The sequence below is a fragment of the Nocardioides litoris genome (assembly GCF_006346315.1).
Lineage (GTDB): Bacteria > Actinomycetota > Actinomycetes > Propionibacteriales > Nocardioidaceae > Nocardioides > Nocardioides litoris.
This window is the reverse complement of sequence record NZ_VDMR01000001.1, coordinates 1260409-1274849: the sequence shown is the minus strand read 5'-3', so window position 1 is coordinate 1274849 and position 14441 is coordinate 1260409. Positions and strand designations below refer to the sequence as shown.

Here is a 14441-nt window from a genome sequence, read left to right as displayed (position 1 = left end):
ACCGGATCCGACGTCAGTCGACCGGCGGGAACGTCGGGGTGGTGGCGACGACCGGAGCCACCGCGGACCGGTTACCCGAGGTGTCGGTGCTGGTGACCGTGAAGGAGTACGTGGTCCCGTTGACGAGCCGGTCGACCACGGCACCGGTGCCACCCGTCGTCTGGACGACCTGCCACGGGCCACCGCCCGCGCTCATCCACACCTCGTCGTGGGCGAAGTCCGCGACGGCGGTGCGCGACCAGCTCAGCACCACGCTGCCGTTGCCGGGGGTGGCGGTGAGGCCGTACGGCGCGGGGGGCGGCGTCGCGTCGGACCCGGTGAGGGCCACTGCGGAGGACGACACCGCCGCCGCGCCGGCGTGGGCGAGGGCGACGGCGCGGAAGCCGGTGCGCCCGAGCGGAGCGGTCGTCGGGATGACGGCCTGTCCGCGGGAGTCGACCTTGGCGTTGCGGACGCCGACCCAGCCGCTCCCGTTCCAGCGCTGCAGCGCCACGGTGCGGCCGGGGCGCACCGGCGAGACGCGCACGACGGCCTGGGCGGCCGCGCCCGCAGCAGCCGCCGGCTCGGCGAACGCCAGCGTCACCCGCTGCTGCTGGACGCCGACCGTTCGCGGCCGGCTGGTGGCCGTGGAGTAGCGCGAGGTGCCACGGACCAGGGTGGCCACGACGGCGCGGTAGGTCGTCGAGGCCTTCGGAGCGCGGAAGTCTCCGTGCGTCACGCCCCGCTTGCTGGTCGTGCCGGAGCCGAAGGACCGCCAGCGGCCGTCGACCTTGCGCTGCAGGACGACCTTGCGGCTGATCGCGGGCCGGACCTTGACCGTCACCCGGAACCGCTCTCCGGCCACCAGGGCGCGAGGCGCGACCGTGAGGTCGACGGTCGAACGCACGTTCTTGATCTTCGGCTTCGGCGGAGCCGGGGCCGGAGCCGGGCTGCTCCCGCCACCCGGCAGCGAGGTGCCGTAGTACGTCGCGCCCCCGTTGGACTCGCACACGATGCCGTCGCCGTCGGCGTCGAGCCGGTGCGGGTCCGAGGAGGGTCCCCCCTGCTGCAGGAAAAAGATCTGCGCATCACGCTGGCTGCCGAAGTCGCTGCAGTCGCGGTCGGCAGCGTGGGCCGCGGGGGCTCCAGCGATGGATGCCAGGGGAATGAGCAGGGCCGAGACAAGGGCCGAGAGGCCGATGACGGGTCGACGAGACAAGGGGATCTCCGGGTCGAGAAAGTATAGGACCCGGAGAGATTAGGTCGCTCGTGGCTGAACTGTCCGGCGAACGCTGCACATTCGTCTGATCGGCCGGCAGAAGTGGCCCGGACGGGTCGCACGACGTCGCAGGACGGTCGGCCCGGGCCTCCCGCGGCTAGGGTGCACGCATGACGAGCCAGTCAGTCTGGACGGCTATCGAGGCGTTCGTTGCTGAGCGTGATTGGGCGCAATTCCACTCGCCCTCGAACCTCGCCAAGAGCGTCGCGATCGAGGCGGGTGAGCTGCTCGAGTGCTTCCAGTGGGACGACGACGCCGACCTGGCCGATGTCAGGTCCGAGCTCGCCGATGTCATGACCTACTGCCTGCTCCTAGCCGCACGTCTCGACCTCGATCCGGAGCAGATCATCCTCGACAAGCTCGAGATCACTCGATCGAAGTATCCGGCCGACTCCGCACGCGGACGGAGCACCCGGTATGACCGGCTTCAGGATTGAGGAGGTCTCGCTCCGCAGGGACGAGATCGACAGATGGGCCCGATCTGACCCGCAGTTCCGCAACTGGCCCGTGGTCTACGCGCTCTCGGACGAGCGGGACCTCTATGTCGGCGAGTCTCTGAACGTGGCCGCTCGATTCAAGCAGCACATCGATTCTGACAAGGCCAGGTTGAAGGGCGCGCGCGTCGTCATCGACGATCGTTTCAACAAGTCCGCCTGCCTCGACCTCGAGTCGTTCCTCATCCGCCTCTTTGCGGGTGACGGGCACTACCAGGTTCTCAACGGCAACAGCGGCATCACCGAGTCCAACTACTTCGGACGCGACGGCTACCGGGAGACGTTCCACGCGATCTTCGAGGAGCTGCGTGCGCGGGGCGCCTTCACCCGCCCCATCCGCGAGATCGAGAACACCGACCTCTTCAAGCTCTCGCCCTTCAAGGCCTTGACCCAGGACCAGGCAATCGCGGTGGACGACATCCTCTCGGGACTCTTCAACGACCTCGCGCAGGAGATCTCGAGCCGGATCGTCATCCAAGGCGGCCCCGGAACTGGCAAGACCGTGGTGGCGGTGTTCCTGATGAAGCTGCTGGCTGACATCCAAGCCGGCGACGAGCACGCCGCGCCCGAGAGGGACACGCTCCTCTCGGAATACTTCGTCCCGGGCTACGCCCAGCTGCTCAGCGGCTTTCGAGCCGCGCTCGTGGTTCCCCAGCAGTCGCTGCGGGAGTCGATCAAGAAGGTGTTCCGAAAGACTCCGGGGCTGCTCCCCCGGCAGGTGCTCTCGCCGTTCGAGGTCGGCGCGTCTCCTGACAAGTTCGACCTCCTGATCGTGGACGAGTCCCATCGACTCAACCAGCGCGCCAACCAGCCCTCGGGTCCACTCAACGCCAAGTTCCGGCAGATCAACGAGACTCTGTTCGGCAGGGACGACTACAAGTACACCCAGCTCGATTGGATTGATCATCAGAGCCGGCACCAGATCCTCCTCGTGGACGGCGCACAAGCGATACGGCCGGCCGACCTGTCGACAGACGCCATCGAGGCCCTGGTCGAGTCAGGCCGACGAGCCGGGCGGTTCTACCCCCTCACCTCCCAGATGCGAGTCAAGGCCGGGAGCGACTACGTGGGCTACGTCCGTGGCGTGCTCGACGGGACCGTCACGGCACCCCGATCGTTCGAGAACTACGATCTGCGCTTCTTCGACCACCTGCCGGAGATGCGCAACGAGATACGTGCGCGTGAGGCCGAGGTCGGGCTCTCCCGCCTGCTCGCCGGTTTCGCGTGGCCCTACGCGTCCCGACGCGACCGGACTGCTGTCGACATCGAGCTCGACGGGCTCCAGCTGCGCTGGAACGCCGTGGACGTGGACTGGGTCAACTCACCCGGCTCACTTGAGCAGGTCGGCTCGATCCACACCATTCAGGGCTACGACCTCAACTACGCCGGCGTGATCATCGGTCGCGATCTCCGGTTCGATCAAGACCGCATCGTCTTCGATCGGCAGCACTACTGGGACCCGCGCGGCGCCACCAACAATCGGATGCTGGGCATCACGTACACAGACGACGATGTGCTGCGATTCGTCCGGAACGTTTACGCCGTCCTCCTGACGAGGGGCATGCGCGGCACCTACGTCTATGTCTGCGACCCAGCGCTCCGCGAGCACCTCAGGCCGTTCTTCGCCTCGGGCGTCAGCACAACCCCCGGGTAACGGCGTCACGGGGGACGATCGCTGCAACCCGTCCGTTGATACGACTGAGAGCATCACCACGACTACGCCAAAACAACCGAGGGCCCTCACGACAACTGTGAGGGCCCTCGGAATGGTAGCGGGGGCAGGATTTGAACCTGCGACCTCTGGGTTATGAGCCCAGCGAGCTACCGAGCTGCTCCACCCCGCGTCGGTGAACAGAACGTTAGCGGACGGGGTGCAGCGGCTCAAATCGGGGTCGGTCCCGTCAGCCGGCGGCGACCTCCGGCTCGACGCGGAGGTCGTCGGCGATCATCGCGGCGGCCTTCTCGCCGATCATGATCGCGGCGGCGTTGGTGTTGCCGCTGACCACGGTCGGCATGATGCTCGCGTCGGCGACGCGGAGGCCGGCGACGCCGAGCACGCGCAGCTCGGGGTCGACGACGTCGCCCATCCGGCAGGTCGAGGTCTCGTGGTAGACCGTCAGCGAGTAGTGGCGGGCCATGTCGGTCAGCAGCTCGTCACTCGGTACGGCGCCGGGCTGGTGGCCGTGCTTCTCGGCCAGGGCGGGCGGGACGAGCATGTCGCCGAGGCCGTCGCCCGGCCAGGCCGCGACCACCTCCAGTGCCCGACGGACGACGGCGACCATCACGTCCATGTCGTGGGGGTCGTCGTAGTAGTTGAGGTCGATGACGGGATGGGCGGCGGGGTCGGCGCTGGCGAGCGACACCGAGCCCTCCGAGTGCGGCTGCACCGGGTTGGGCAGCACCACGACGGTCTGGGCGTCGGCAGCGAGGGCGGTGGCGGGGTCGTCGAAGTAGCGGTCGGGGTCGATGCGGAAGACGTTGCGCCAGATGTCGGGGGTGTAACCGCAGGCGAGGAGTCCGATCTGGGCGTCGTGGGTGTGCAGGTCGCCGAGACCAGTGGAGAAGAACGCCACGGCGTCGTACATCGACGAGGACGGGAGACCCTGGCCGCTGGTGGCCCAGGCCATCAGCTGGCGCTCGGCCTCGGCCTTGAGCGCGGCGAGCTCCTCGGGGAGGTCGGCGTCGCCGGCCGGGTCGGCGGGCAGCGGGCCGGCGGGCGCGCGGAGCGCGTCGGGGCCGAGGGCGACGCCGATCTCGGCCATGGTCAGCGCGATGCCCGGCGCCGGGAAGAACAGCGGCATGTGCAGGTGGTCCTTGAGGTGCCTGCCGACGTGGGGGTTGTCGAGCACGCAGTCGACGCCCACCTCGGCCAGCTCGGCCGAGGGGCCGATGCCGGAGAGCAGCAGCAGCTGCGGGGAACCGATCGCGCCGGCGCTGAGCACCACCTCGCGCCCGGCGTGCACCTCGTGCACCTCGCCGTCGGCGTCGCGGTAGCGGATGCCGGTGGCGCGCAGGCCGGCCCCGCCCTCCTCGAGCAGCACCCGCTCGACGTGGGCGTGGGTGATGATCGTCAGGTTGGGACGGTCGAGGGCGGGCTCGAGGTAGGCGGTGTAGGTCGAGGACCGCTTGCCGTCCTTGGTCGTCGTCTGGAACAGCGACGCCAGGCCGCGCGGACCGCCGCGGTCACGGCCGTTGTAGTCGCCGCGCGGGATGCCCGCAGCCGAGGCGGCCTCGACGAACTGCTCCGCCGCCGCCAGCCGCGGCGAGCGCACCGAGACGCCCACCGGGCCGTCGGTGCCGTGGGCCTCGTCGTCGATGTCGACGCCGTCGGCCGGGTCGGGCGGCACCAGGCCCTCGGCCTTGATGAAGTAGGGCAGCACGTCGTCGTACGACCAGCCCTTGGCGCCGCCGGCGGCCCAGCCGTCAAAGTCACCGGGGTGGCCGCGTACGTAGGCCATGTAGTTCAGGCCGGAGGAGCCGCCGAGCATCTTGCCGCGGGGCACCATCATCCGACCGTCGGTCACGCCCTCCCCCGCGCCACCCGGGTCGCCGGAGAACATCCAGTCGACGTCGGGGTCGTTCTGCAGCGACGCGACGGCCGCCGGCATCAGCGCGTGCGGCGGGGGCGGCCCGCCGGCCTCGACCAGCGCGACCCGGAGGTCGGGGTCCTCGCTCAGGCGGGCGGCGACGACCGCGCCGGCCGACCCTCCCCCGACCACGACGACGTCGTACGGACCGGACTGCTGCTCGACCACGGGACCACCTCACGGTTTGGAGTGACGGACGTCACTCAGCATGCCCGGGTGAGGTTGGCGAGCGGTAGGGCTAGGAGGAGCCAGGACGCCAGTGCTCGACGGCCGCGGCGAACCGCACCGGGTCGACGACCTGGGCGTCGAGCTCGACCGGGCCGAGGCCGCGGCGCACGAGGGTCATGGTCCAGCCGGGCTCGCCCGGCTCGCCCGAGGTCTCGATGGTCGTGGCGTCGTTGGTGAGGTCGAACGTGCGCCGGTCGTCGCCCAGCCGCAGCTCGAGCGTGCCCTGCTCGAGCGACACCTCGGTCGAGCGGCCGCCGAGCCACACCACGGCGAAGGCCGAGACGAGCGTGACGAACAGCGGGAGCAGCACTCCCGCGGAGAACCCGCCGGTGATGAGCATCAGCGCCGTGATGACCAGCCCGAGCGCGGCCACGCCGGAGGCGGCGAGCACCAGCGGGCGGTAGTGGCGGCTGTCGTGGTAGTCCCCGTCGGCCTCGTCGTCCCGGCTGACGACCCGCGGCTGCAGCAGGCCCGAGACCCGCTCGGCCAGTCCGGCCTTGGGCGACGAGGGCCGCTCGTCCTCCCCCTCCGCCACCGGTACGACGACCGCCGGCCGCTCCGCGGTGTCGGTGACGCTGCGCTCCTCGGCGACCGGGTCGGGCTCGGCCTCGACCGGCGCCTCGGGCTCGGGCTGGACGACCTCGGGCTCGACCGCCTCGACAACGGGCTCGGGCTCGGGCTCCGGCTCGCGGCGCCGCTGGGGCTCGGGCTCGGTGCCACCACCGGGCGCGGGGACCGCCGCGGGCCGGGGCACGGCGAGCAGCCGGGCGCGGGCCTCGGCCAGCTGGATGGCCAGGTCGGCGGCGCGGGTCTCGGCCTCGGCGCGGGCCTGGGCGTGCCGGGCGGCGGTGCGCTCGGCGTCGGCGCGGGCCTGGGCCTGCTGGGCGGCCTCGCGCTTGGCGGAGGACAGCTGCTCCTGGGCGACGCGCAGCGACTCGCGGTGCTCACCGAGGAGGGCCTCGGCCTGCTGGTGCACGTCGCGCACCCGGAGCTCGGCCTCGCGACGCTGCTGGGCCGCGGTCTCGGCGGCGGCCGCGAGGGTGCGGGCCGACTCCTCGGCCTCGAGGCGGGCGCGGGAGGCCTTGCGGGCCGACTCCTCCGAGGAGTGCCGCAGCTGGCTGGCCAGGCGGGCCTCCTCGGCCGCGGAGGCGGCCTGCTCGGCGCTGGCGGCGGCGATCCGGTTGGCCTCGGCGACCAGCTCGATCTGCTCGCGGGCCTTGACCTCGGCCTGCTCGCGGTCGGCGAAGGCCCGCTGGGCGCGGGCGGCCTGCTCGGTGGCGGACTGCTCGGCGGCCTGGCGCTGCTCGAGGGCGCGGGTGGCGAAGACACCGTGCTCCTCGGCGGCCGCCGCGGCCTGCTCGGAGACCTCGCGGGCGCGCTGCTCGGCGTCCATCGCGGCCTGGTGGGCCTCGGCGGCCAGCCCGGCGTGGCGGCTGGCGGCGCGCTCGGCCTCGCCGCGGGCGCGGGTCTGCTCCTGCGCCGCCTCCTGCAGCACCGTGCGCTCGCGCTCGACCTGCTCGACGAACGTGGCGAACTCCCCCGCCGACCGGCTCGCCAGCTCGGCGGTCTCGCGGGCGTGCTCCTCGGCGCGGGTGCGCTCGAGCTCGGCGGCCCGGGCGAGCTCGGCCTGCAGCGCGGCGGCCTCGTCGGCCAGGCGGCGGGCCTCGGCCATCTCGAGCACCCGGGCCTCGACCACGCGCCGCTCCTCGAGCGCCTGGCGGGCGAAGGCGGCGTGCTCCTCGGCGGCGGTCGCCGCCTCGCCGGCGACGCGCCGGGCGACCTCGGCGGCCTCGGCGGACTGGGCGTGGGCGGTGCGGGCGAGGTCGGCCTGCTCGGTGGCCAGCTCCTCTGCCCGGATGCGGGACTTGGCCTGCTCGATCGCGGCCGACTGCAGCAGGTCGCGGTCGTCGGCGGCGCGACGGACGAAGTCGGCGTACTCCTCGGCCGAGGCGCTCGCGGTGTCGGCGAGCTCACGGGCGCGGTCCTCGGCCTGGGCGCGGGCCACCATGGCCTGCTCGGCCAGCGCGGACTGCTCGGCGGCGGCCTGCTCGGCCAGCCGGCGCGCGTCGGCCATCTCGGTCAGCGCGGCCTCGGCGGCCTCGCGCTGCTCGACGGCGTGGCGGGCGAAGGCGGCGTGCTCCTCGGCCCGAGCCGCGGCCTGGTCGGAGACGCTGCGGGCGCGCAGCTCGGCGTCTCGCGCGGCCTGGTGGGCGTCGGCGGCGAGGGTGGCCTGCCGCTGGGCGGCCTCCTCGGCGGCGGTGCGGGCGCGCACCTGCTCGCGAGCGGCGCGCTCGAGCCGGTCGCGCTCCTCGTGGGCCTCGCGGACGGCGGCCAGGTGCTCGTCGGCGGCGGCCACCCCCGCCTCGGAGAGCTCGAGCGCCCGGCGCTCGCTCTCGGCCCGGTCGGCGAGGGCCTGCTCGGCGAGCTCGGCGTGGTAGCGGGCGTTCTCCTCGGCCCGGGCCCGCGCGGTGGCAGCCTCCTGGGCGGCGGTGGTCTCGCGGCGGGCGGCGGCCTCGGCGGCCTCGCGCTCGGCCAGCGTGGCGACCACGCGCTCGGCCAGCTCGGAGGCGTGCCGCTCGGCCGAGGACCGACGGGCGGCCTCGGACTCGGCGAGCTCGACGTGGTCGCGGGCAGACCGCTCGGCGGCCTCACGGGTGAGCGCGGCGCGCTGGGCGGCCTCCTCGGCGGCCCGGCGCTGCTCGGCGTAGGTCGCCGCAGCCGTCTCGGCCGCCGTGCGGGCCTCGTGGGCCGCGGCCGCGGCCTCGGCGTGCTCGCGTGCGAGCCGCTCGGCCTCGGTGCGGGCGCGGATCGCCTCGGTGGCGATCTCCTCGGCGGCCAGCCGCTCGGCGGCCTGCTCGGCGGCCGCCATCTCCGCGTCGCGGCGCAGCTTGGCGGCTGCCTCCGTGGCGCCGGAGTACGGGGACGACGAGGGCATGGGCTCCGCTTCTCTGTGCTGCTCCGCCGCGCGGGCGGCACGACGGAGGGATCCTACTGTCTCCCTCCCCCACGGCTCACCCCGCGGAGACGTCCCCCGCCCCGATCGCGCGCCGGGCGAGCGACTCGAGGTCGTCGGCCCGCAGGCCCGGCCAGCCGTGGAGGATGCCCCGCCAGGTCCCGGGCACGGCGCTCGCGCCCCAGCGCCCACCCAGCAGTGCCCCCGCGATCGCCGCGACCGTGTCGGTGTCGTGGCCGATGCGGATGGCGGTGCCGAGGGCCTCGACGAGGTGCTGCTCGGGCCGCTCGGCCGGCACCGGCGTGTGCACGACGGCCGACCAGGCCGCTTGCAGCGCCCCGACCGCCCAGCCGTTGGTCGTGAACGCCCCCGGCGGCTGCTGCTCGGCCTCGGCCAGGACCCGGCGCCAGTGGTCGCGGTCGCCCGGCACCCATCCCGCCACGTCGTCGTACGACGGCAGCGCGGCGCTGACCACGGCGTGCCGCACCAGCAGGCACCAGACGGCGCTCGCCTCGCGTCCCACGGTCTCGAAGTGCGTGAGCGCGGCGACCGCCTGGGCGGCCTCGACGAGCGCGTCGGGGTCGTCGAGGTGGGCCAGCACCACGGGGCCGGTGCGCATGAGCGAGCCGTTGCCGGCGCTGCGCCCGGTCCGGTCGTGGACCTCGCGGGCGGCCTCGGCCATCTGCGCGCCCGAGGGGTGCCGACCGGCGCGCCGCAGCACCTCGGCGGTCTGGATGCCCACGTCGGCGGGCCCCTCGGCGTACCAGTCGGCGAACCGGCCGGCCACGTGGTCGAGCGCCTCGGGCGAGCGCAGGTCGAGGCCGCGCGCCGCGGCCTCGGCGATGGGCACGGCCTGGGAGGTGTCGTCGGTCCACTCCCCCGGCGCGAACCCGCCGAGCCCGCCCCCGATCATCGCCGGCACGAGGTCGGCCGCGGGGGTCGTGAACTCGTAGCCCGCGCCGAGGGCGTCGCCGGCCGCCGAGCCGAGGAGCACCCCGACGCACCGGTCGACCAGCCCGGGGTCGTCCCCGGGGGCGACCCCGTCCCCGCCCGCGGCCACCGTCACTGCCCGGCCGAGGCCTCGGGCTCGGTCGAGGCCGCCGCCGAGCCCTGCGACGCGCCCTGCGAGGGCGCCTGCGACGGGCTGGCCGACGGGTCCTCCGAGGACTCCCCGCCCGCGCCGTTCGCCGGCGGCTGGTCGGGATCGGCCCCGCCCTCGATGTCGTCGCGGTAGCCCTGGGCCCGGTCGAGAGCGGCCCCCGCCGCCTCGACCAGGGTCAGGTAGCGGGCGAAGTCGCCGTTGGACTGCGCCTCGTCGGCGGCCGCGAAGTTGTCGAAGGCCTCGTCGAGCGCACCGTCCAGCAGCTGCTGCAGCGTCTGCTCGCCCGCGGGCGGCTGGCCCCCGCCGCTGCCACCGTCGTCGGGCGGCGTGGTCGGCGTGGTCGACCCGCCGAAGGTGCTGCGGATCGCCTGCTCGAGGTTGGTGCCGAACCCGACGTACCGCTCGTTGTTGCCGTAGTTGACCAGCACGTAGCGCAGCGTCGGGAACGAGGCGGTGTTGGCGGTGTTGCGGTTCTGGGCGTAGACGGGCTGGACGTACATCATCGACCCGTTGACCGGGAAGGTGAGCATGTTGCCGAAGGTGACCTCGGTGTTGATCTGCAGGTCGGTCAGCGTGTTGTTGATGCCGTCGTCGTTGGCGAAGAGGTTGGCCACCTGGCCGGGGCCGGGTGTCTGGTCGCTCTCGGAGTCGCTGTCGGCGTTGCTGAGCCGCAGCACCCGCATCTGGCCGTAGTCCTCGCTGGCGCCGTCGGAGTTGACCTGCACGAACGAGGCCAGGTTGTTGCGGCCGAACGGCAGGTAGACCGAGGTGAGGGCCCAGTTCTCCGACTCGGGGCCGTCGGCGCCGTCGACGAAGAGCCGGTAGGGCGGCTGGAAGGTGCTGCTGTCGACCGGGTCGCTCGCCACGACCCACCGGTCGTTGTTGTTGTACCAGTCGCCGGCGTCGGTGACGTGGTAGCGCGCGAACTGGTAGCGCTGGACCTTGAACAGGTCCTCGGGGTAGCGCACGTGGTTGAGCAGGCTCTCCGGCATCTCGTCCTTGTCCTGGACCGAGCCCGGGAAGGCGTCGCGCCAGGCCTGGAGGATCGGGTCGTCCTCGTCCCAGGCGTACATCGTGACCTCGCCGGTGTAGGCGTCGACGGTCGCCTTGACGGCGTTGCGCATGTAGTTGATCTCGTCGGTGGGCACCGTCTGCAGCGCCCCGGTCTCGCTCTGCAGCGCGTCCTCGGTCATCGACTCGAAGGACTCGCGCTGGGCGTTGGGGAAGCGGTCGGTGGTGGTGTAGCCGTCGAGCACCCACAGGATGCGACCCTCGGCGTCGCCCTCGCCGGGCACGATCACCGGGTAGGGGTCGCTGTCGACGGTCAGCCACGGCGCGACCTTCTCCAGCCGCTCGGTGGGGTTGCGGACGTAGAGGACCTTGGAGTTGTCGTTGACCCGCTCGGAGAGCAGGAAGTTGGGCTCGCCGAACTTGATGGCGAACATCAGCTTGTTGAACGTGCTGCCGACCGAGGCGTCGCCCTCGCCGCCGAACGTCGTCCGCTCGCCCAGGTCGGACCCGGGCACCGGCAGGTTGAGCTCGACGTCGCCCGCGTCCTCGCTGGCCTTGCCGACGACGCTGTAGTCGGGGCTCTCCTCGCCGTAGTAGATGCGCGACTCGTACTCGCCGATGCTCTCGGTGAGGTCGTCCTCGGTGTTGAGGCCCTGCGCGTACTGCGGCTGGCTCGAGCCCTCCGACCCCGTCGAGGCGACGGGGTCGTCCTCGCGGTCGCGCTGGTTGGCGTACGCCGCGATGACGCCGTTGCCGTGGGTGTAGACGGTGGCCAGGTTGGACCAGTTGGTCGCGTCGTCGGGCAGCGCGGACTGGTTGAGCTCGCGCGGTCCGAGGACCATCGCGCGCTGCACGCCGTCGACCTCGTAGCGGTCGACGTCGAGGACCGGCGGGACGGAGTAGTAGCCGCGCTGCTGCTGCTGGTTCTCGAAGGCCTGCGAGAGCAGCCGCGGGTCGGAGGTGGGCACCGAGCTGGTGTTGCTGATGAACTGCGCCAGGTCGGTCGGCGGCGCGCTCGTCGGCGAGTAGGGCTCGGTGTCCTCGGGCGGGATGTCGATGTCGTAGGCGTCGCGGGTCGCCTTGATGTTCTCGGCGATGTAGTCGCGCTCGCGGTCGGCCTCCGACGGCTTGACCTGGAACTGTTGGACCACGGCCGGGAAGATCATCCCGATCAGGATGGCCGAGAGCGCCAGCAGCGCCAGGCCCACCGACGGCAGCTGCCAGGTGCGGCGCCACACGTTGACGAAGAACAGCACCGCACAGATGACGGCGACGACCATGAGGATGTTCCGGGCGGGCAGCACGGCGTTCTCGGCCGTGTAGTTCATGCCGGTGAACAGCCCGTTCTTCTCCGTCACCAGGTCGAACCGGTCGAGGTAGTAGTCGACGCCCTTGGCGAGCACGAACAGGCCGAGCAGCACCGAGACCTGCACCTGGGCCGCGCCGGAGAAGCGGTCGTGGGTGACCTGCAGCCGGATGCCGCCGTACAGGTAGTGCGTGACGACCGCGGCGACCAGGCCCAGCACGAGCGTGGCCATGAGGAAGTCGACGACGAAGTGGTACCAGGGCAGGTCGAAGAGGTAGAAGCCGATGCTCTTGTCGAAGTAGGCGTCGGTCTCGGAGACCTCGGGCGCGTTGCGCCACAGCAGGAAGGTCTTCCAGTGGCTCAGGCCCGAGGCGCCCGCGAAGGCGCCGACGACCAGCGCGAGCCCGACGACCAGCCAGGTGCGGATGGGGGTGACCACGTCGCGGTAGCGGTCGAGGTTGGACTGCTCGCGCGAGGAGGGCCGGAACAGCGGCCGGAAGCGGTAGGCGAGGTAGACGTTGAGCGCGACCGCGCCCCCGAGCACCGCGCCGAAGACCACGAACATCACCACGCGGGTCCACAGCATCGTGCTGAAGACCTGGCCGTAGCCGGCGGACTGGTACCAGAGCCGGTCGGTGTAGATCGAGGAGAAGACGGTGACGGCGAAGATCGCGGCCACCACGACACCCAGGGTGATCAGCAGGGCCCGGGAGCGCCCGCCCTGGCTGCGGGCCGGGGGCGTCGCCCGGGGGTCGTCGTCGAAGAGCTCGCTCACGGCGTCTGGTCCTTCTGGTCGTCGTGCTGGTCGTCGTGCTGGTCGGTCTCGGTGTCGGTGAACGTGGTGCGCAGCAGCTCGAGCAGGCCCGGCACGAGGTCGGGCCCGCCGACCACCGAGGCGTCGTCGTCGTGCGCGCGCAGCCGCAGGGCGCAGTACGCCGAGCCGGTGCGCGTCACCGCGGCCACGATGCGCACCTCCTGGCGGTCGGGGTGCTCGCGCGCCCAGGCCTGCGCGGCCTCGGCGCCCTCGGGGATCTGGTCGTCGGCGCCGGGCGGGAGCACGAGGCGCTCGACCATGGCGGCGCACCCCGCGACGGCCTCGGGCCACACGACGGTCTCGAGCACCTGCTCCAGCGGCACCTGCGGGTCGAGCTGCTCCTGCTCGACCGCGGTCAGCGAGCCCTGCTCGGAGCTGGCGTCGAGGCCCATCGCCGCGGCGAGCGCGGGCTCCTCCACCACGAGGCGGGCGGTGTCGACGAGGGCGTACAGGCGGGCGGGCTGGTCCCAGCCGTCGGTGGCGAGGTGCTGCTCGATCTCGATGACCGCGCTGGCCAGCGCGGGGTCGGCGTCGAGGTCGGCCCAGCGCGGGTCGTCGGTGAGGCTCATCGGGCGGCCCCGGCCAGCACCTGGTCGGCGTCGGTGCAGGACGGCAGGTCGGCGTCGGGGTCCTCGGCGAACTCCTCCAGCGCGAGGCGGGCGTCGTGCATCGTCGTCGCCATGGCCAGGCGCATGTCGCCGTTGTCGGCGCCCAGGGCGTCGGCGCAGTTGGCGGGCGGGACCAGGAAGAGCTGGGCGCCGTCGGATCGGGCGCCCGCGATCTTCTGCTGGATGCCGCCGATGGGGGCGACGGTGCCGTCGGGGTTGATCTCGCCGGTGCCCGCGACGGTGCGGCCGCCGGTGAGCGAGCCCGGGGTGAGGGTGTCGTAGACGGCCAGGGAGAACATCAACCCGGCGCTCGGGCCGCCGATGGCGGGACTGATGTTGATCTTCACCTCGTAGGGGAACTGGTAGTCGGCGACGGCGGGCTGGATGCCGATGAGGGCGCGGCCGTCGTCGGCCCGCACCGGGGTGACGCGCACCGCCTGCTCGGTGCCGTCGCGGGTGATGCCGATGCGCAGCGGGGTGCCGGCCGGGGCGTCGCGGATGAGGGTGACCAGCTGCTCGGCGGAGGTGACCTTCGTGCCGTCGACGCTGCGCAGCACGTCACCGACCTCCATCACCTCCGCGGCCGGGAGGCCGGCGGTGAGCTCGCTGACCTCGATCGTCTGCGGCACCTCGACCCCCATCTCCGACAGCGCGACCTCGATGGCGGTGTCCTGCGACCCGGTCATCTGCTGCTGCCCCTGCTCGCGGCTGCTCTCGGGGGTCTCGTCCTCGGAGTGCACGTCGTCGTAGGGGTAGACGGCGCTGTCGCGGTCGAACCAGGTGGCCATCAGGCTCCACAGGTTCTCCCCCTTCGGCGTGCCCGGCGGCACCGGCGGGGAGACCCGCACCGTGGTCATCAGCAGCCCGCCGTCGTCGCGGTAGACCGGGTGCCCGTCGACCTGGATGATCTCGGCGTCGGACGCGCTGCCGTCGGTGCCGAGCACGTCGACGGTCTCGCCGGGCGCGTACGTCGCGTAGGGCAGCGTCCCGATCGAGGCGTAGACCAGCAGGGCGACGACCGCCGGCACGGCCACCATGGCGGCCCACAGGCGCTGAGTCATGCGCGAAGCCTCTCATCCG

9 protein-coding genes and 1 tRNA gene are annotated in these 14441 nt (G+C 72.7%); 2 read left to right on the top strand and 8 right to left on the bottom strand.

The window, feature by feature from the left end:
• Nucleotides 1–13 precede the first annotated feature (13 nt).
• The gene (locus FJQ57_RS06085; RefSeq protein ID WP_139978269.1) at nt 14–1198 is read right to left on the bottom strand and encodes an excalibur calcium-binding domain-containing protein; all 1185 of its coding nucleotides are present in this window, start codon (nt 1196–1198) and stop codon (nt 14–16) included.
• A gap of 170 nt (nt 1199–1368) precedes the next feature.
• On the opposite strand from FJQ57_RS06085, the gene FJQ57_RS06080 reads away from it, so the two are divergent.
• Entirely contained in the window at nt 1369–1695 is a 327-nt protein-coding gene (locus FJQ57_RS06080; RefSeq protein WP_139978268.1) for a nucleotide pyrophosphohydrolase, read from the top strand.
• The gene (locus FJQ57_RS06075) at nt 1676–3406 is read left to right on the top strand and encodes a DUF2075 domain-containing protein (protein ID WP_139978267.1); all 1731 of its coding nucleotides are present in this window, start codon (nt 1676–1678) and stop codon (nt 3404–3406) included. The genes FJQ57_RS06080 and FJQ57_RS06075 overlap by 20 nt, the downstream gene beginning before the upstream one ends.
• A 113-nt stretch (nt 3407–3519) precedes the next feature.
• Here FJQ57_RS06075 and FJQ57_RS06070 read toward each other — a convergent pair.
• From FJQ57_RS06070 to FJQ57_RS06040, 7 genes are all read right to left on the bottom strand, one after another.
• Nucleotides 3520–3596: transfer RNA gene (locus tag FJQ57_RS06070), tRNA-Met, on the bottom strand.
• A 57-nt stretch (nt 3597–3653) separates the two neighbouring features.
• Nucleotides 3654–5507, bottom strand: coding sequence for a GMC family oxidoreductase (locus FJQ57_RS06065; RefSeq protein WP_139978266.1), 1854 nt, complete (start codon nt 5505–5507; stop codon nt 3654–3656).
• A gap of 70 nt (nt 5508–5577) precedes the next feature.
• Nucleotides 5578–8502 (bottom strand): hypothetical protein, encoded by a 2925-nt coding sequence (locus FJQ57_RS06060; RefSeq protein ID WP_139978265.1) that lies wholly within the window; start codon nt 8500–8502, stop codon nt 5578–5580.
• A 76-nt stretch (nt 8503–8578) separates the two neighbouring features.
• On the bottom strand, nt 8579–9580 hold the full coding sequence (locus tag FJQ57_RS06055) for an ADP-ribosylglycohydrolase family protein (RefSeq protein WP_246081611.1): 1002 nt from the start codon (nt 9578–9580) through the stop codon (nt 8579–8581).
• A gap of 2 nt (nt 9581–9582) precedes the next feature.
• Nucleotides 9583–12714, bottom strand: a complete 3132-nt coding sequence (locus FJQ57_RS06050) for a UPF0182 family membrane protein (protein ID WP_139978264.1) — start codon at nt 12712–12714, stop codon at nt 9583–9585.
• Nucleotides 12711–13322 (bottom strand): PPA1309 family protein, encoded by a 612-nt coding sequence (locus FJQ57_RS06045; RefSeq protein WP_139978263.1) that lies wholly within the window; start codon nt 13320–13322, stop codon nt 12711–12713. Before FJQ57_RS06045 ends, FJQ57_RS06050 begins: the two co-directional genes overlap by 4 nt.
• Entirely contained in the window at nt 13319–14422 is a 1104-nt protein-coding gene (locus tag FJQ57_RS06040) for a YlbL family protein (RefSeq protein ID WP_139978262.1), read from the bottom strand. The genes FJQ57_RS06045 and FJQ57_RS06040 overlap by 4 nt, the downstream gene beginning before the upstream one ends.
• Nucleotides 14423–14441 lie beyond the last annotated feature (19 nt).

Bases quoted from the DNA above. Each gene is read 5' to 3' on its own strand.
- FJQ57_RS06040 (WP_139978262.1), bottom strand. From the start codon at position 14,422: ATGACTCAGCGCCTGTGGGCCGCCATGGTGGCCGTGCCGGCGGTCGTC.
- FJQ57_RS06075 (WP_139978267.1), top strand. From the start codon at position 1,676: ATGACCGGCTTCAGGATTGAGGAGGTCTCGCTCCGCAGGGACGAGATC.
- FJQ57_RS06060 (WP_139978265.1), bottom strand. From the start codon at position 8,502: ATGCCCTCGTCGTCCCCGTACTCCGGCGCCACGGAGGCAGCCGCCAAG.
- FJQ57_RS06045 (WP_139978263.1), bottom strand. From the start codon at position 13,322: ATGAGCCTCACCGACGACCCGCGCTGGGCCGACCTCGACGCCGACCCC.
- FJQ57_RS06080 (WP_139978268.1), top strand. From the start codon at position 1,369: ATGACGAGCCAGTCAGTCTGGACGGCTATCGAGGCGTTCGTTGCTGAG.